The organism is Fundidesulfovibrio sp. YSD1, from assembly GCF_055397115.1.
This window is the reverse complement of sequence record NZ_AP043666.1, coordinates 2842536-2859706: the sequence shown is the minus strand read 5'-3', so window position 1 is coordinate 2859706 and position 17171 is coordinate 2842536. Positions and strand designations below refer to the sequence as shown.

General features: G+C 68.0%; 11 protein-coding genes and 2 pseudogenes. 6 read left to right on the top strand and 7 right to left on the bottom strand.

Annotated features, from left to right (window positions below; genetic code table 11):
* Positions 1-21 precede the first annotated feature (21 nt).
* The 3 genes and pseudogenes from ACZ5V4_RS13345 to ACZ5V4_RS13335 all read right to left on the bottom strand — a co-directional run bounded on the left by ACZ5V4_RS13345 (position 22) and on the right by ACZ5V4_RS13335 (position 5620).
* The gene (locus ACZ5V4_RS13345) at positions 22-3219 is read right to left on the bottom strand and encodes a PAS domain S-box protein (RefSeq protein ID WP_464315354.1); all 3198 of its coding nucleotides are present in this window, start codon (positions 3217-3219) and stop codon (positions 22-24) included.
* A 145-nt stretch (positions 3220-3364) separates the two neighbouring features.
* A pseudogene (locus ACZ5V4_RS13340) lies at positions 3365-4984 on the bottom strand (sulfite exporter TauE/SafE family protein).
* A 114-nt stretch (positions 4985-5098) separates the two neighbouring features.
* On the bottom strand, positions 5099-5620 hold the full coding sequence (locus ACZ5V4_RS13335) for a 4Fe-4S dicluster domain-containing protein (protein ID WP_464315353.1): 522 nt from the start codon (positions 5618-5620) through the stop codon (positions 5099-5101).
* Positions 5621-6181: 561 nt separating this feature from the next.
* On the opposite strand from ACZ5V4_RS13335, the gene ACZ5V4_RS13330 reads away from it, so the two are divergent.
* Together ACZ5V4_RS13330 and ACZ5V4_RS13325 are read left to right on the top strand one after the other, a co-directional pair.
* Positions 6182-8263, top strand: a complete 2082-nt coding sequence (locus ACZ5V4_RS13330) for a molybdopterin-dependent oxidoreductase (protein ID WP_464315352.1) — start codon at positions 6182-6184, stop codon at positions 8261-8263.
* A gap of 342 nt (positions 8264-8605) precedes the next feature.
* A complete protein-coding gene (locus ACZ5V4_RS13325; RefSeq protein ID WP_464315351.1) occupies positions 8606-10732 on the top strand; it encodes a transglycosylase SLT domain-containing protein in 2127 nt (708 codons plus the stop codon).
* A 23-nt stretch (positions 10733-10755) separates the two neighbouring features.
* On the opposite strand, the gene ACZ5V4_RS13320 is transcribed toward ACZ5V4_RS13325, so the two are convergent.
* A complete protein-coding gene (locus ACZ5V4_RS13320) occupies positions 10756-11916 on the bottom strand; it encodes a DNA polymerase IV (RefSeq protein WP_464315350.1) in 1161 nt (386 codons plus the stop codon).
* Positions 11917-11997: 81 nt separating this feature from the next.
* On the opposite strand from ACZ5V4_RS13320, the gene ACZ5V4_RS13315 reads away from it, so the two are divergent.
* The 3 genes from ACZ5V4_RS13315 (at position 11998) to ACZ5V4_RS13305 (ending at position 14056) form a co-directional block, all read left to right on the top strand.
* Complete coding sequence (locus ACZ5V4_RS13315) at positions 11998-12864, top strand: NAD(P)-dependent oxidoreductase (protein ID WP_464315349.1); 867 nt, start codon at positions 11998-12000, stop codon at positions 12862-12864.
* A 91-nt stretch (positions 12865-12955) separates the two neighbouring features.
* The gene (locus tag ACZ5V4_RS13310) at positions 12956-13471 is read left to right on the top strand and encodes a nitroreductase family protein (protein WP_464315348.1); all 516 of its coding nucleotides are present in this window, start codon (positions 12956-12958) and stop codon (positions 13469-13471) included.
* A gap of 12 nt (positions 13472-13483) precedes the next feature.
* A complete protein-coding gene (locus ACZ5V4_RS13305; RefSeq protein WP_464315347.1) occupies positions 13484-14056 on the top strand; it encodes a flavin reductase family protein in 573 nt (190 codons plus the stop codon).
* Positions 14057-14147: 91 nt separating this feature from the next.
* Here the strand turns inward: ACZ5V4_RS13305 and ACZ5V4_RS13300 are convergent, their stop codons facing one another.
* On the bottom strand, positions 14148-14966 hold the full coding sequence (locus ACZ5V4_RS13300; protein WP_464315346.1) for a PEP-CTERM sorting domain-containing protein: 819 nt from the start codon (positions 14964-14966) through the stop codon (positions 14148-14150).
* A 391-nt stretch (positions 14967-15357) separates the two neighbouring features.
* Here ACZ5V4_RS13300 and ACZ5V4_RS13295 point away from each other — a divergent pair, with 391 nt between their 5' ends.
* Positions 15358-15630 (top strand): hypothetical protein, encoded by a 273-nt coding sequence (locus ACZ5V4_RS13295; RefSeq protein ID WP_464315345.1) that lies wholly within the window; start codon positions 15358-15360, stop codon positions 15628-15630.
* A gap of 27 nt (positions 15631-15657) precedes the next feature.
* Here ACZ5V4_RS13295 and hgcB read toward each other — a convergent pair whose 3' ends face one another.
* Positions 15658-15960 (bottom strand): mercury methylation ferredoxin HgcB, encoded by a 303-nt coding sequence (hgcB, locus tag ACZ5V4_RS13290; protein WP_464315344.1) that lies wholly within the window; start codon positions 15958-15960, stop codon positions 15658-15660.
* Positions 15957-17105 (bottom strand): annotated as a pseudogene (hgcA, locus tag ACZ5V4_RS13285) (mercury methylation corrinoid protein HgcA); the annotation flags it as partial. The pseudogene hgcA and the gene hgcB, both read right to left, overlap by 4 nt.
* Between the last annotated feature and the right edge of the window lie 66 nt (positions 17106-17171).

The following is a 17171-nucleotide window of genomic DNA, read 5'->3' as shown; positions in this document are numbered from 1 at the left end:
CAGCCGCCGCGCCGGCCCGCTTCACCCCGGGTGCAGCTCCCCGCCCGTCCTGGCGGCCAGGGCCACGAACTCTTCCAGCGCCTGTCCGAACTCCTCCAGCACCGGCGAAACCTCGCCGGGCACGCCCGAAGCCAGCGCCTGCTCCAGCACCTGGGCCGCCGCGCCCAGGCGCACGCCCCCGAGGTTCGCCGCCAAGCCCTTGATGGCGAAGGCCAGGGCGCGCATCTCCTCGCGCGCGCCGGACGCGGCGTGGGCGCGCATGAGCGCCGCGGCCCCTTCGTACTCCCGCACGAAGCCCTTGAGCAGCCGTCCGTAGAGCTCGCTGTTGCCCATGAGCAGCGCCAGGGCCCGCGTGGAGTCGAGCGCCCTGGCACAGCGGTCCTCCCGGTCCGGCCCGGCCAGCACGCCACGCAGGGCCGCGAAGAGCGCCGCAGGGGTGTAGGGTTTGCTCACGTGGCCGGCCATGCCCGAGGCCAGGCTCTCGCGCCGGTCCTCCTCGCGGGCGTGCCCGGTCACGGCGATCACGGGGAGCGCCTCGCACCCAGGCAGCCTGCGCAAGCGGCGCAGGGTCTCGAAGCCGTCCATCCCGGGCATCTGGATGTCCATGAGCACCGCGTCGAAGCCCTGGGCCGCGAGCATCTCCAGGGCCTTGGCCCCGCTCTCCGCGCCCGCCGGGATCACGGACCCCAGCCTGAGCATCTCCACGCCCGTGTGCCGCCCGAGGTCGTTGTCGTCCACCACGAGCACGCGCTTGCCCGCCAATCCCTCGGTCAGCGCGGAGAGGTCGTCCTGGCGGTGCCGCCCGGGGCTTTCGCCCCCCCCGCCGGCCAGCGGCAGCTCCACGCTGAAGCTGAACGTGCTGCCGCGCCCCGGCTCGCTCTCGGCGCGAAGCTCCGAACCCATGAGCGCGAGCAGCCTGCTGGCTATGGCCAGCCCCAGCCCGGCCCCGCCGAAGGAGCGCGTCATGCCCGACTCGGCCTGGACGAACGGCTGGCACAGCTCGGCCACCCGGGAGGGGTCCATGCCTATGCCCGTGTCCGACACGGAGAAGCCGATCCTGGCCGTGCGCCCGTCCTGGGCCTCCAGGCTGGCTTCGAGCACCACCTCGCCCTCGCGGGTGAACTTCACGGCGTTGCCCACGAGCACGGCCAGCACCTGCTCCAGGCGGTCCGGGTCGCCCACGAGCCTTTCCGGGAGCGTGTCCAGGCCCTCGGCGCGCAGCCCGATCCCAACGGCGCGGGCCTTGTCCCCGTACTTGGCGAGCGCGGCCAGGGCGGCCCTCGAGGGCTCGAAACCGGCCTCGCGCAGGCGAAGCCCCCCGGCCTCCATGCTCGAATAGTCGAGCACGGACTCGAGCACCTTGAGCAGCACCCGGCTGGCCTCGAGGATTTTCTGGAGGTTCTCCTGCTGCGTGGGCGCGAGCGGCGTGCGCAGGGTCAGTTCGGTCAGGCCCATGATGGCGTTCATGGGCGAGCGGATCTCGTGGCTGATGTTGGCCAGGAAGCGGCCCTTGGCCTGGTTCGCCTCCTCGGCGCCCTTCCTGGCCTCCATGAGCGCGGTCACGTCCGTGATGGCCGCCACGCACCCCCTGGGTTCGCCGGTCTCGCCCGGCAGGGCCCCGAAGCAGACGCTGCCCCAGAACTCCTGGCCGCCCGCGCGCACGAAGCGCTTGAGCATGCAGGCCCGGCTGACCGCCCCGCCCATGACCTTGGCGTGCATCTCCGCGCAGGCGGCGTGCTCCGAAGCCGGGGCCAGGTCGTAGAGGGTCAGGCCCCTGGCCTGCATGGGGGAGTAGCCGAACAGGTCCGAGAAGCCCTGGTTGACCAGGCTCACGCCGCCCTTGGCGTCGATCTCCACGATGGCGCTGTCCACGGCGTCGAAGATCGACTCCAGCCTGGCCCGGCTGTCGCGCAGCTCCCTGCGGGCCTGCTCCCTGGCGGTGACGTCGTGGATCACCGACTGGAGCAGCAGGGCCCCGTCCCTGCGGATGGGGCCGGAGTAGATCTCCACGTCGCGCTCCTCGCCGGAGGCCAGCCTGTAGCGGGCGGGGTACGGGGCCCCCTCGCCGCGCATGGCCAGGGCCACGGTGCGCCCGAGGGTTTCCTTGGGCAGGAGGTTGAACGATTCGAGGGGCATGCCCGCCAGCTCCTGCCGGGACCAGCCGAAGAAGCGCTCGGCCGCCGGGTTTGCGTCGGCCACGCGCAGGTCGAGGGGATCCACCAGGAGCTTCACGGCCGGGCTGTTTTCGAACATCCCCCGGGTGAGCTCCAGGGAGGCCTCCAGCTCGCGGCTGATGCGCCTGCGCGCGCGGATCTCCCGGGCCAGGCGTTCGTTGACCTTCCTGAGCCTGCGCGTGCGGCGCTCCACCAGCGCCCTGAGCCGCTGGGGCTGGAGCGCCAGGGCGAAGGTCAGCCCGGCCATGCACGCGCCCAGCGCCGCGCCGCCCAGGTAGGCGGGCCACTGGTCCCAGGCCGACGGGGGCGGACGGTCCGGGCCCACGGTGAGGGCCAGGCGTATCCCGGGCACGTCGAGCGGCAGGGTCACGCCCACGGGCAGGGCTTCGGCCGCCCCTGTCACGAGCACGGACTCCCCGGGCGACCCGCTGCCCTTCTCCAGCCTGTAGAGAAGGCCCGAGGAGGCCAGGGTGTCCAGCCCGGCCCTGCGCGCGAGGTTCTCCACGCCGGCCAGGGCGGTGACGAAACCCCAGAACTTCTCCTCCGGGTCGTCGGCCAGGGACACCGGGGTCTGGGCGACCAGGCAGGCCTTGCCGCTGGACGCAGTGAACGGGCCGCTGACGATGCTTTCCTTGTTGCGCAGGGATTCGCGGCTGGCGAAGCGCCTCTCGGGGTCGTTGAAGAGGTCCTTGCCGCGCCCGCCCTCGTAGCCGGCCTGGGGATAGATGGTGGCGAGCACCCCGCCCGGGGCCAGGCCGATGCGCTCGACGCCCTCGAACGAGGCTATGGCCGCCGCCGCGGCGGTTTCCATGGGGATGCCCCGGCGTTCGCACACGGGCACCCACGCGGCCATCAGCCGGGCCGCGTCCACCAGGTGGCGCACCTCGGACTGGAGCTCGCCCGCCTTGGCCCTGCATTCCGAGGCCAGCCGGTCGGACAGGGACTCGCGCTCGCGCTCGGCCTGGCGCGACGCGTGGATGTGGGTGAGGGCCAAAACCGCCAGGAAGACGGCCAGGGCTAGGAGCAGTGGCTTGGTCGTTTGCATGGCTCGCAGGCTGTGCGGTGAGAGGGTGCTGGGCCGCCGCGCAGGGATTTACTACCGGCCAGCCCCGCGAAAGTAAACGGGATCGGCGCAAACAAAAAGGCCCCGCCTGAAATGGCGGGGCCTTCGTACGGACGGGTGCGGGAGCCTAGAAGACGCCCAGCAGGGAAAGCCCCAGCAGGACCAGGCCGACCACGGCCACGCGCTTGACCACCAGGGGGCTGACGCGCTTGGCGATCTGGGGGGCGATGAAGCCGCCCAGGATGGCCGCCGGGAACATGATCAGGAAGAAGGTGAGGTCGAAGTTGCCGAACTGGTAGTGGCGCATGGAGCTCATGAGCGTGTTGAAGAAGATCGCCAGAAGCGAGCTGCCCACCACCAGGTACATGGGCAGGCCCAGCACCACGGTCATCAGCGGGACCATGAAGGGGCCGCCGCCGAAGCCGAACATGGAGGAAACGATGGCCAGTATGAAGGCCCCGATGCAGCCGACGATGATGTTGACCTTGAACTCGTGTCCCCAGAATTCAACTGTGATATGCATGGAGTGTCTCCTTGATCCTTGCTCGGGTTAGGCCTTGGCCTTGGCCGATTCCTCGGCGCGCTTCTTGAATTCCTTGAGGATGGCCTGTTCCTTCTTGTTCTTCTCCAGGTAGCCGGGCGTGGTCTGCCAGAGCATGAGCGCGCCGAGCACGAGCAGGATGATGCCGAAGACGAACTTGAACTGGTCCAAGGTGATGAGCTCGGTCAGCTTGGGGCCGATGAAGCCGCCCGCGGCCATGGCCAGGCCCATGATCACGCCCAGCTTCCAGCTGATGAACTTGATCTTGGAGTAGTTGAAGATGCCGGAGCCCTGGGAGAAGAGCACCGTGGGGGTGACGGTGCCGGCCACCACGGTGTGCGGCAGCACGGGCCAGAGCGAGAGAAGGATCGGGTTGAGCAGGAAGCCGCCGCCCGCGCCCATGAGCACGCCGAACACGCCGATGCCCAGGGTGAGCAGGAAGGGCCAGATCATGTTCATGCTGGTGCCCGCGTTCTCGAGGTAGAGCACGGGGAAGGCGATGGAGTTCTCCAGGGTGGCGGGCTTGGACTTGAGGTCCTTGTCCGAGTAGGCAACGATGGTGTACTTGCCCGGGGCGCTGCCCTCGGCGATCTTCACCTTGGCGGAGTAGGAGCCGTCGGGCTGCACCTGCACGGTGGGGGAAAGGAGCTTGCCCGGGGTGCGGAAGCGGGCCTTGGTCAGCTGCATGGAGCGGCGCTTGGCCTCGGCGGCGTCCAGGGCGGGCAGGTGGTCGCCGCGCGAGCCGATGATGGAGGCCACGAGCGAGGTCTGGTAGGCTTCGATGGCCACCTTGGCCGGGACGTTGTAGGCCACGTCCGCGCCGAGCTCCTTCAGGGCGTCGGAGTAGGCGAACTTGGCGCCCTGGGCCCTGAACTTCTCGTAGACCTCCTTGGTGGAGGCCGGGGTGTAGATCTGGTAGTAGGCGGGCAGGCCTTCGGTGAGGTAGAGCTTGTAGGGCCTCACGCCGTCCTTGTTGGGCCTGTCGTCGAAGAAGACCGCGCGGACATCGTTCTCGTTGTAGACCTCGAGGTACACGGGCTTGCCCGGCTGGGTCTTGCCCGTGACGGTCACCTCGCCGCCGTTGGAAAGGCTGGTCTTGTCGAGGGAGAGGGTGACGCCCCCTCCTCCCGCTTCGGCCGCCGGGGCCGGGGCCGGGGCGGCGGCCTTGTCCTGGGCCTGCCCGAAGGGGACGAAATACGACGCCATGACCAAGCACAGCATCACGAGGGAAACTATCGCGCGTTTTCTCGACATAACCTACGACTCCTTTATCCCATCCTGTTTTATTATGATGTCGGCCGCAACCACCACAGAGGCGGCCTAAACTCCCGGTTCCTCGAGCTGATGCTTGAGGAGCTTCTCCCCCCACGAGGCGCGGACGCTCTTGGAGGCCTCGTTGGGCCGCACGAACTCCAGGGCGTGGGCGCAGCAGCCGGTCACGCAGGCCGGATTGCGCCCGGTGTCGATGCGGTCGCGGCAGAAATCGCACTTGATGGCCTTGCCCGAGGCTTCGTCCCACTGGGGCACGTTCCAAGGGCAGGCGATGATGCAGGCCTTGCAGCCGACGCACAGCTTGGGCTGCACGAAGACGATGCCGTCCTTTTCGCGCCGGGTCATGGCCCCGGTGGGGCAGGCCGAGACGCACCAGGGCTCCTCGCAGTGGAAGCACGGCATGAAAAGGCTCATGATCTTGGGCTTGCCGCCCTTGCTCACCGGCCCCACGCTGACGAGTTGGCCGAGCCGGGCCCCGAGCGGGACCCTGTTCTTGACCTTGCAGTGGACTTCGCAGGCCTTGCAGCTGATGCAGCGCTTGGCGTCCGTCTTGATGTAGTAAAGGCTCATGTTCCCCCCGGGGCCTTGAAGGCCCGCGCCTGGTGTTGGCCGCGTCCCGGTTTCCGGCCGGACGCTTGTTCCCTATCAAGATTCGTGATAAAAAACCTTGAGAAAACCAAAAAATGACGATACCCGGAGCCATGCATTACACGCTTGTAAGCATCTGCGCAAGACGGATGCCCGGACATCGACCGAAAGACGTCCTCCGGTGCGCCCGGGCCCGGAACGCGCGAAGCGTGGGCGGAAATCCTCAGTTGCGGCAACCGGCGAAGCGCCGCGTCGTCTGCCACTGTGCCCGCCTGGTGGCGAGCGCCGTTCCCGCCGCCAGGAGTTGGACGTGCGAAACCGCGCAATCCCTCTCGACACGGTAGGAAACAACACGACGGCAGCCCACGCAACGCTCATAGATGCATAATTCCCTTCAGGCAAGTCATGTTAATAATATCCCAATCTACGCGCCGCCTTGTCACCATTTTTAGGAACTGCTACGGACTGTCGGGATAGGTTCAGGGGGAGGCCGCGGACAAGGGCGGCCGGGAATTTCTCAGTACATTCGTCAGGAGGCCATCAATGTCCAAGAAGGAAGTCTTCAGCGTCTGCGGGATGTGCACCGTGCGCTGCCCGATCATGGTGGACGTGGAAGACGGCGAGATCCGTTTCGTCCAGGGCAATCCCCACTCACCCCTCAAGGGCGCGCTGTGCGCGCGCGGCGCCGCCGGACCGGCCCTGGAGGCCGACGCCGAGCGGCCCCAGTACCCGATGATCCGCCAGGGCGCGCGCGGCGAAGGCAAATGGGCCCGCGTGAGCTGGGAAGAGGCCTTCGACTACGTGGCCGAGAAGCTCAAGGCCCTCATGGACCAGCACGGCCCCCGCACCGTGCTCTTCTCAGACAGGGGCGGCCCCTTCGTGGACCTGCACCAGGGCTTCATGCGCGCGCTGGGCTCGCCCAACTACTGCAACCACGACGTGTCCTGCGCCAGAAACGTCCAGCACGCCTGCCGCTCCGTCACCGGAAAGCCGCGCACCGAGCTGGTCTACGACTACTCCAACGCCAAGCACATCGTCCTGCAGACCCGCAACATCTTCGAGGCCATCAACGTGGCCGAGGTCAACTCCGTGCTGGACGGCATGGCCAAGGGCTGCGAGCTGACCTGCATCGACATCCGCGCCACGGTCACCGCCAGCAAGGCCGACAATTTCTTCATGATCCGCCCGGGCACGGACTACGCCTTCAACCTGGCCGTGATCCACGAGCTTCTGCACAAGGGCCTCTACGACAAGGCCTTCGCCGAGCTCTGGATCAAGGACCTCGACCGCCTGCGCACCTTCGTGGAGCCCTACTCCCCCGAATGGGCCGCCCGCGAGTGCGGCGTGGAGGCCAAGGCCATCGTGCAGCTGGCCAAGGACCTCTCCAAGGCCGCGCCCCACGTCATCTGGCACCCCGGCTGGATGGCCGCGCGCTACGAGGACTCGTTCTACGTCTGCCGCACCGCCTACATCATCAACGCCCTGCTGGGCTCCATCGGCGCCAAGGGCGGCCTGCCCCTGGCCAGCACCCCCAAGGACGTGGGCCGCAAGGGCCTCAAAAAGCTCGTGGACATCTACCCCAAGCCCGAGGAGAAGCGCGCCGACGGCGTGGGCTGGAGACTGCCCGCCCACGACGCGGGCCCGGGCCTTCTTCACAAGGCCTTCGAGGCCATCGACACCGCCGACCCCTACCCGGTCTCGGCCTACATCGCCTTCCGCCACGACCCGCTCATGGCCATGCCCGACCCCGCCGCCATCCGGCGCATCTGGGACAAGCTCGACCTCCTGGTGAGCGTCACCTTCTCCTGGTCCGACACGGCCTGGTACTCCGACGTGGTACTGCCCTTGTCGCCCTACCTCTCGCGCGAATCCATCATCGCCCAGAAGGGCGGGCTCAAGCCGCAGTTCTTCTTCCGCCAGCGCGCCGTGCAGCCCCGCTTCGAGACCAAGGCCGACTGGGAGATCCTCTGCGGCCTGGCCGAGCGCCTCGGGGGCGACAAGTTCGCCTTCTCCTCCATCGAGGACATCTGGGCCTACCAGCTCGAAGGCACCGGCGTGACCATGGACGACCTGAACAAGAAGGGCTTCGTGGGCCTGGCCCAGGACCCGCGCTACCTCTCCGTGGAGGAGCTCTCCTTCCCCACCCCCTCGGGCAAGATCGAGATGATCAGCGAGAAGTGGGAAAAGGCCGGCTACGAGTCGCTCATCCCCTACAAGTCCCCGGACAGGCCGGGTCAGGGGCAGTTCCGCATCGCCTTCGGCCGCGTGGGCACCCACACCCAGGGCCACACCGTGAACAACCCCCTGCTGAACGAGCAGTTCCCCGAGAACACCCTCTGGATCAACACGGCCAGGGCCAAGGAGCTGGGCATCAAGGACGGCGACCTGGTCGAGGTCTCCAACAACGGCCACTCCGGCAAGCTCAAGGCCTTCGTCACCGAGTTCATCCACCCCGAGGCCGCCTTCATGGTCCACGGGTTCGGGCACAACATCCCCGTGGAAACCAGGGCCTTCGGGCGCGGCGTGTCCGACAACGACTTCATGCCCGGCGGACTGGCCGTGGAATCCGCCCCCGGCGGCGGACTGGCCATGCAGGAGTTCTTCGTCACGGTGAAGAAGGCGTAAGAACTTAAGATGCCTCCGGCGGCCAGGGGGAGTGCCTCCCCCTGGACCCGGCAACGGCTTCGCGGGTTTCACCCCGAGTTCGACAGTGGCCGCCCTCCCGGCTGGAAGCATGCTTCCAGCCGGGAGGGCGGCCCATTTCATGCGACAGGTGAACGACGCGAAGCGAAAGAGGGTGCAGGGGGATCATCCCCCTGCCGGGTCCAGGGCGGAGCCCTGGCAGGTGCAGGACAGCGTCCTGCCGGGTCGAGGGGGAGCCCTCGCGGGGCATGGGGGAGCGCCCCATTTGCCGCCATCTCGTGATTTGCCTTTGCCCGAAGCGCTGAAAAGGCCTACCACGGCTCCATGAAGAAACTCCTGCTGACCGTCCTGGCGCTGGGGTGGTCCGTACAGGCCCTGGCCGCCCCGGTGAAGGACCTGCCACTGCCCCGCCCCCTGGCCATGTCCCTGCCGAACGTCCAGGAACGCATGGTGAAGCTGGCCGCCGGGCCCAGGTCTCCGGAAAAGGCCCTGGCGCTCGGGATCATGCGCTCGCTCACCGGCCGCCACGCCGAGGCCCTGCCCCTCCTGGAACAGGCGTCCAAGGGGCTTCCCCCGATGGCCGGATGGGCCGCGCTCTACACCGGGCTTTCGCGCTTCAAGCTGGGGGAGTTCCAGGCGGCGCTGGATGCGCTGGGCGTTGTTCCCGAGGATGCTCCCTTTTATCCCGAGGCGGTCCTGCTCGCGGCCTACTGCCTGGACGGGCTGGACTCGCCCGAGGCGCTCGCGCGCTACCGGAGGTTCCTGGCCCTGGGCGACCACCCGTTCAGGTCCGTGGCCCTCTGGCGCGCGGCGGAGCTGTCCGCCTCCGGCGGTGATTTCGCGGCCGCCGGGGAGAACCTGAGCGAGCTGTGGCTGACCCTGCCCTGGACCTCCTCGGCCGAAAAGGCCGGGCCCCTGGCAAGGGAGCTCTTCAGGGCCGGGCGCATATCCTTCGACCCGGATTCGGCGGCCAGCCTGCGCCGGCGCGTCGAGCTCCTGCTGGACAAGGGCCAGGCCGCCCGGGCCCTGCCCCTGGCGGAGCAGTACGCCAGGGTTCCCGGGGCCGACCCCGGCATGGCCCTGTACCTCAAGGGCAAGGCCCTCTACTCCAGGCGCGACACCACCGCCGCCGTGCAGCACTTCGAGGACGCGGCGAGCCTGAGCCCGGACCCCGTGGTCCAGGCCTGGGCAATCTACCATCAGGCCCGCTGCCTCTGGCGCTTCTCCGGGGCGGACGAGGCCAGGCGCATGGAGGAGCTTCTGACCGAGGCGGCCAGGCGCGCCGGGACGCTTGCGGACGGCGCGGAGCTGGCCGAGTCCTCGGGCAGGCTCCTCATGCTCGTGCGCCTTGAGCGCGCCCGCTTCGCCGAGGCGCTGGACGCGGCAGAACGCCTGGCCGCCTCCGGCAAGCCCGGGAGCGAAACGGCGGAGCAGGCCGCCTGGCTCACCGGGCTTTTGCGTTACGCCCAGGCCGACTTCGCCGGGGCGGACGCGGCCATGGCCGCCTTCATGGAGCGCCATCCCAACTCCGACTACGCCCCCGCCGCCCGCTACTGGACCGCGCGCGCCCGGGAGGCCTCGGGCGACCGCGCCGGGGCGGCCCAGGCCCTGCGCCAGGTCCTGGAGCGCTGGCCCAACGGCTATTACGGCATGCTCGCCACCGGCAGGCTGGCCGCGCTGGGGGAGAAGCCCGCTCCCGCCACGGCCGGGTCCTGCCCTGATTTCGCGGCCCTGGCCGCGCCCGTGGAGGCCTCCCCGGCCTTGAATCGCGCGGATTTGCTGGAAGCGGCGCTCCTGCCGGAGCTGGCCGAGCGCGAGCTTTCCGCCCTGAACGCCGCCATGCCCAAGGACCAGGCCCTGGCCCTGCGCCTGGCCAGGACCTCCACGGGGCTCGGCAACCACCTTTCGGCGGTGCGCGCCGTGTCCCGGGCCATGTGGGGCTGCCTGGCCAGGGGGACGCGCGATGAGCTTCAGGCGCTGAAAGACATCGTCTACCCCAACCGCTACGTTGAGCTCATCGATCGCAACCTGGCCGGGTCCGGCGTGGACCCGGACGTCATCCGGGGGCTCATCCGCCAGGAGAGCTTCTTCGAGCCCGACGCCGTGAGCGGCGCCGGGGCCGTGGGCCTCATGCAGCTGATGCCCGCCACGGCGAAATCACAGGCGGAGAAGTACGGGGAGGCGGGGTTCAAGGCGGAGAGTCTCAAGGACCCGGCCGTGAACGTGCGCTTCGGCGTGCGCTACTTCCTGGAGCGCCACGCCCAGTACGGCGGCGACCTGGCCCTGACCCTGGCCAGCTACAACGCGGGACGGGTGAAGATAGACGTGTGGAGGGAGTTTTTGGGCGGGCTGGACCGGGAGCTCTTCGTGGAGTTCATCCCCTACACCGAGACGCGCGACTACGTGAAGCGCATCCTGGGCAACCGGGCCATGTACGCCATGCTCAACTAGGGAGCGGCCCTCGCGGTGGCGCGTCAGGAGCCGGTGAACAGCCTGCCGCGCTTCACGGCCGCCTTGCCGTGCCTGTCGCGGATGGCGTCCACGGCGCGGTCGAGCCGCCCGGCCTTCTCTTTCGACGCGTCGGGCACGAGGCTCAGCTGCCTGGGCCCCTTGGCGAAGTTGGAGACGCCCACGCCGATCAGGCGGACTTTCTTCACCAGCGCGACCTGGTCCAAGAGGGCGCAGGCCGCGCGGAAGATCTCCCCGTCGGAGTCCGTGGGCTCCTCCAGGGTGTGGCTGCGCGTTATCTGCTTGAAATCAGAGAACTTGACCTTCAGGGTCACGGTGCGCCCGCAAAGCCCGTGCTTGCGCAGGTCCCGGCCCACGCGCTCGGATTGCAGGAGCATCCAGCGCCTGAGCTCCTCCACGTCGGCCACGTCGCGCTCGAAGGTGTTCTCGGCGCTGGACGACTTGGGCTCGTGGCCCGTGACGATCTCCGTGGAGCCCAGGCCCATGGCCCTGGCGTGCAGCACCCTGCCCCACTCCCCGAGCTTGTGCTCCCAGAACTCGCGCGAATAGCGCAGCACGTCCCCGCAGGTGGCGACCCCCAGCGAGGCGAGCCTGGGCAGGGTCTTGCCGCCCACGCCCGGTATCCTGCCCACGGGCAGGTCCTTGAGGAAGGCCGCCACGTCCTCCGGTTCGATCACGGTTATGCCGCCGGGCTTGCGGAAGTCCGAGGCGATCTTGGCCAAAAACTTCACCGGCGCGATGCCGATGGACGACGACAGCCCCGTGGCCTCGCGCACGCGCGCCTGGAGCGCCCGGGCCAGCTCCAGGGGCGGGCCGAAGAGCGTGCGCGTGCCCGTGACGTCCATGTAGGCCTCATCCACGGACGCCTGCTCCACCAGCGGAGAGAACTCGCCCAAGACGGCCATGACCTGCCTGGACACCTCGGAGTAGCGGCGCATGCGCCCGGAGACGAAGATGCCGTGCGGGCACAGCCGCCGGGCCTGGACCACGGGCATGGCCGAGCGCACCCCGAAGGCCCTGGCCTCGTAGGAGGCGGCCGAGACCACGCCCCGGTCGCCCTTGCCCACGATCACGGGCTTGCCGCGAAGCGACGGGTCGTCCAGCTGTTCCACGGACGCGAAGAACGCGTCCATGTCCAGGTGAAGAATGCGCCTGCCCTCGTCCATCCCGCTTGACTTCCCCGGCCCTTTGGTATGCCCTGATGGGCGAATCGGCCTCGCGCCACCTCTAGCTCAAGGAGCCGCCAAATGAAACTCTCCGTGGGATTCGCCGGCATGGGCATCATGGGCAAGCCCATGGCCTTGAACATCGCCAAGGCAGGCCACGACGTGGCCGTGTACAACCGCACCAGGCCCGCGCCCGAGACCGTGCCCGGGCTGGCCGTGATGGATACGTCCCTGGAACTGGCCCGAAGCCGCGACATACTGGTGATCATGGTCACCGGCCCGGAAGCCCTGGAGGCCATCCTCTGGGGAGAGGACGGCATGGCCCCGGCCCTGAAGGAGGGCAAGACCGTGGTCAACATGAGCTCGGTCGCGCCCGCCTACACCGAGAAGCTGGCCGCGCGCGTGGAGGCCACGGGGGCGGTGTTCGTGGACGCGCCGGTGTCGGGCTCCAAGATTCCGGCCCAGCAGGGCGCGCTGGTGATCCTGGCGGGCGGGCCGAAAGAGGCCGTCGCCGCCCTGGAGCCGTTGTTTCTCGCCATGGGCAGGAAGGTGGTCTACTGCGGCGCGGCCCCCAAGGGCTCCATGATGAAGATGAGCGTGAACCTGCTCTTGGCCTCCATGATGGGCGGGCTGGCCGAGATGATCAGCTTCGGCCGCGCCGGGGGCCTGGACACCGAGGCCATGTACGAGGTGGCCCTGGGCGGGCCGCTGGCCTGCGACCTGTTCAAGATCAAGCGCGAGATGATCCTCCAGGGCAACTTCCCGGCGCAGTTCCCGCTCAAGCACATGGCCAAGGACATCAAGTTCATCGCGGACACGGCCTGCGAGCTGCGCTGCCCCGCGCCCGGGGCGTTCACGAACCTCCAGCTCTACAACCAGGGCATGTCCAAGGGCCTGGGCGAGCTCGACTTCGCGGCCGTGGTCAAGGTGCTGGAGGGCATGATCTGAGACCGGGCCTAGCTTACATTCCGGTCAGTTACTGGACTTGAAAACCCGGGGCGCGCTATCAGCCGGGCAGCACACCAAGGAGGCACACCACGTGGACGCACTCGAATGCATCCTCACCCGCCGCTCCATCCGCAAGTTCACGGCCGAGCCCGTGGAGCAGGGGAAGATCGACCTGGCGCTCCAGGCGGCCATGAGCGCGCCCAGCGCGGGCAACTCGCAGCCCTGGCACTTCGTCCTGATCACCGACCGGGCGCTCCTGGACGCGGTTCCGGGCTTCCACCCCTACGCGGCCATGGCCCGCCAGGCCCAGGCTGGTATACTGGTCTGCGCCGAACTTGCCCTGGAAAAATACCCGGGCTACTGGCCTATCGACTGCGCGGCCGCCACCCAGAACCTGCTCTTGGCCCTGCACGCCCAGGGCCTTGGCGCGGTGTGGGTGGGCGTGTGGCCGGAAAAGGACCGCGTGGAGAACTTCCGCAAGCTCCTCGGCATCCCGGAGGGCATGGTCCCGCACAGCTTCGTGCCCGTGGGCCGGCCGGACATGCCCTCCTACGAGGCCGACCGCTTCAAACCCGAACGCATCCACACCGACGGCTGGAAGCCGTAAAGGAATGACCGCATGAAAGTCTCCCTCGGAGCCAAGACCCTGGCCTCCCCCACGCCCACCTGGGTGGTGGGGGCCTACGACCCCGCCGGAAAGGCCACCGGCGCCACCATCGCCTGGGGCGGCATCTGCTGCTCCAAGCCGCCCTGCCTGGCCATCTCACTGCGCGCCGCCACCTACACCCACGGCTGCATCAAGGCCGCCAAGGCCTTCACCGTGAGCATCCCCTCCCAGGCCCAGGCCGTGGAGGCCGACTACTTCGGCATGGCTTCGGGCCGCGACACGGACAAGTTCGCGGCGGCCGGGCTCACGCCGGTGAAGGCGGACACGGTGAACGCCCCGGGCGTGGCGGAATTCCCGCTGATCATCGAATGCAGCCTCAAGGAAGTGCTGGAGCTCGGCCTGCACACGCAGTTCGTGGGCGAGATCATGGACGTGAAGGCCGACGAGTCCGTGCTCACGGACGGCAAGATCGACCTGACCAAGATGGGCGCGGTCATCTACGCGCCGGGAGAGCGCCGCTACTACGGCCTGGGCCCGGACCTGGGGGCGGGCTTCAGCATCGGCAACAAGTTCATGAAGAAATAGCCGGGCGCCTCCCTCCCCGCTTCCCGCACAAGAAAGGGCGGCGCTTTTCAAGGCGCCGCCCTTTGTCGTCAGGGGACCGGTGCAGCGGGTGCTACTTCTTCATCCTGCGCCTGGCGATCACGCCGGCCAAGCCAGCGCCGAGCAGGATCATGCTGGCGGGCTCGGGAACGCCCGGAGGAGGCGGAGGCGTGCCGCCGAAGCCGTCGAGGTACACGTACATGGCGTGGCCGCTCAGGTCGCAGTCGCGGGCCAGGGCCGTCAGCTCCAGCACGTCGCCCACGGCAACGCCCAGGGCGCCCAGGTCCAGGGACTCAACGTACCAGCCGGGGTAGCTTCCGCTGTTGCCGGTGCTGTATTGCCAGCCGCCGACCGTGGTCCAGAAGCCGCCGTCCTGCTCGTAACGCTGGTAGTTGTAGATGGTCGTGCCCTGGGTGAGGTTGTTGATACTAACCTGGAAGTACGGGGTTTCGAAGTAGCTGTGGAACGAGGTTTCGAGCACGGCCGCCCAGGCGAAATACAGGAAGCCGGGGTCGGTTCCGGTGACCGTGGCGCTCTGCGTGATGGAGTTGTACTGGTTGCCGCCGATGCCGGTGTAGCCCCAGGCGGTGCTGTCGCCGATCCTGGCGGACATGTTGTTGTACTGCGTGTGGATGCCCACGATGGGGTCGGTGCCCGGAGGCAGAACCTGCACAGCGGTGCCGCCGTTGGTGCCCGGCGACCAGGAGGTCAGCCCGGTGCCCGGAGTTGTGTAGCTCGGCCCTGCGGTGAAGGCTTGCGAGTTCAGGGTCCAGCCGTCGAGGTTGCCGTTCTCAAAGCCGCCGTTGACGAAGTTGATGTCCGCGTAGGCCGGCGCGGCCAAAGCCGCCAGCAGGCCCAGGGACATAAGCAGATTTCTCACCTTCCTGTTCACGTTGGTTCTCCCCTCAAGTGTCTGTCGATTGGACGCGAAAGACTTACCCCTGCCCTGGCCACTGGCGACGCTGCCACTCCGCTGTCCGGCGTCGCGCCGGATGTCGGTCTTGGAACTTGGTTAGCATTTTGCGCGCCAACGCTAATTGACTCAACATATCACATTAAAATTATTGGAAATAATCATATTTGTATTGATTTTATATTCAGATTTCGAGCGTATTGAGTGTAAAACGTGCCAACACTTTTCTTGATGACCTTACATATCGCCCATCTCCAGAAACAGAACGGCATCATTCAACACCAAATATGCATTAAGATTAAGTACAAAACTGAACTCAAGGCCTTGCTTTGTGGAAGAGTCGGAAGATTTTAGAGGCGAGTCGAACGACATGGCGAAGAATCGCCAAGGAAGAGGCAAGAACAAATCCGAATATACACCGGCCTATTCGGTGGCGCGCACCAAGGCGATACGGAAACGACTTTCCGGCGCGGCCATCCTACATGTCAACATTGAAAGATATGAAGATGCGCTCAAGGGCAAAAGCGACCGGAAAGACACCCGCGCAGGGTTCGCGCGCAGGCCTAGTGTCGCGCCCTTGAAAGACATGAACATGTTTTTCAAGGATAAAAATAATTATCTCAAACCATTATCCACAAAATGAATGTGCATTCATTTTGTGGACGCCACACTAGCAGCACGTGGAGCCGGAGCCTCCCCCGCAGTCGCACGAGGGCGGCCCGCCCGTGATCCAGCCGTTGATGATGGCCCGGGCGCAGCCCACTCCCTGGCTCACGGAGAGCGCCCCCTCCGGGCAGTTGAGCGCGCACGCGCCGCACTCCATGCAGGCGTCCAGGTCCTCGATGCGGGCCTTGCCCGCTCCCGTGCCGAACACAGCGTGCGGGCAGACCTGCCTGCACGTCCCGCAGCCCGTGCAGGCCGATTCGTCGAGGCGCAGCGTGGCCACGCCCGGAAGGTATCTGAGCTCTTTCATGACCAGCCTCCAAGCCCCCACAACCACAGGGCTGTCGAAAGGATAAGTCCTGCGGCCTGCAAGGGAATGGCCCCCCGCATCTCCCGCTCCACCCCGGAGGGCGAGGTGTACGTGGAGGACCCCGTGAAGTTCATCCCGTACCAGGACCCGGCGACCACCGAGCCCAGCCACATCCCGGCGGTGAGCGCCAAGGGCTGGCCCGCGAGAAAGGAGGCCAGGCCCAGGACCGCCCCGGCCGCCGCGCCCTTGAGCGAGAACGCGCGCCCGGGCAGACGCGGCAGGGCCAGCGGGGTGAGCACGTTGCCCGCCAGAAAGCCCAGGGCGTAGCCCAGAAACCCGGTCCACAGCCCGCGCCAGGCGCGCTCCAGCGAGAACACGTCGAGCCCCGCCCCGGCCAGGACGAAGAGCGCCGCCGCCACCAGGGCCATGGTCTTTCTTTCGTTGGCGAACTCCACCAGCCCCACCAGCACGCGCTCGCGCGGGGTGAAGCGCACCCGGCGCATATCCGGGGAGGCCTTCATGCCCGAGGCGAAAAACTCCGGCAGGTCGCCCGCGCGCACCGGGCCGAAGACCACGCGGAAACCGCTGAGCCTCCTGACCTCATGGCCCGCCACGCCGGGAGCGCCGAGCTGCGGCACAACGACCCTGCGGTGGGCCACGACCCTCTCGAGCCCGCAGGAGGCGATGCGCCAAGCCAGTTCACGCGTGCCGAAGCTGCCCTTGCCCGCGGCGCACCAGACGTTCACGCCCTGGGTGTCCAGCACGAGCAGCCAGGCGTCCACGCCCGAGAGCTCCTTGCGCAGGGAGTCGAAAGTGAGCTTGTAGTTCGCCGTGACCAGCACCGGGGACTCCGGGCCGGGATGGCCCACGGCGTAGAGCCCGGGCGCCACGCGGTAGCTTCCGCGCCCGATCCCCAGGCGCACCAGGGCCGCGCCCAGGCGGTCCGCGCGGTCGAGCGCAGTCTTCACACGGGGCACGCGTCCGGCCGGGGTGTCCACGAAGCCCGCGACGAAGGCGCAACGGGAATAGCCAGGGATATCCGGCAGCTGAGTCTGGCCTGGACGGCAGGCGCCCGGGCCGGAATCAGGAGCGGAAAGGGGCTCTGGTTTGCCGCAGCAGGTTTCTGCCGGCGAGACCGCCGGCGGCTCGGGCGTTCAGCAGGGCTTGGGGGAGTCGAGGGTGATTTCTTTCATGCCCGGGGCTTGCCTTGG